This is a genomic window from Paraburkholderia sp. SIMBA_054 (genome assembly GCF_046534875.1).
Classification (GTDB): domain Bacteria; phylum Pseudomonadota; class Gammaproteobacteria; order Burkholderiales; family Burkholderiaceae; genus Paraburkholderia; species Paraburkholderia hospita.
In genome coordinates this window covers 1-260 of sequence record NZ_JAWRXV010001085.1, presented here as the reverse complement: position 1 = coordinate 260, position 260 = coordinate 1, and the positions used below count along the sequence as shown (strand labels likewise).

1 pseudogene is annotated in these 260 nt (G+C 67.3%); it reads left to right on the top strand.

The features are described from left to right. Nucleotides 1-260, top strand: a pseudogene (locus SB822_RS58510) (mechanosensitive ion channel protein MscS); the annotation flags it as partial.

Here is a 260-nt window from a genome sequence, read left to right as displayed (position 1 = left end):
GCGCCCGCGCAGTCCGCGCGCGCGGCGCCGCTCGCCGTATCTCACGCGCTTGCTGCGTTTTTGCGGCACGTTGCTGACGCTTTTCATCTGGCTGTTTTTCTTCGAACTGGCGGCGCGTTTGTGGGGCGTGTCGCTGGCCGCGGTCGTCGAGGAAAACGTCGCGGCGCGCGGCATCGCACATGCGGTGACCGCGATCGTCGCGACGGTGTTCATCGCGCGGCTGTTGTGGATTCTCGTCGACACCGCGATCACGGAGGCGC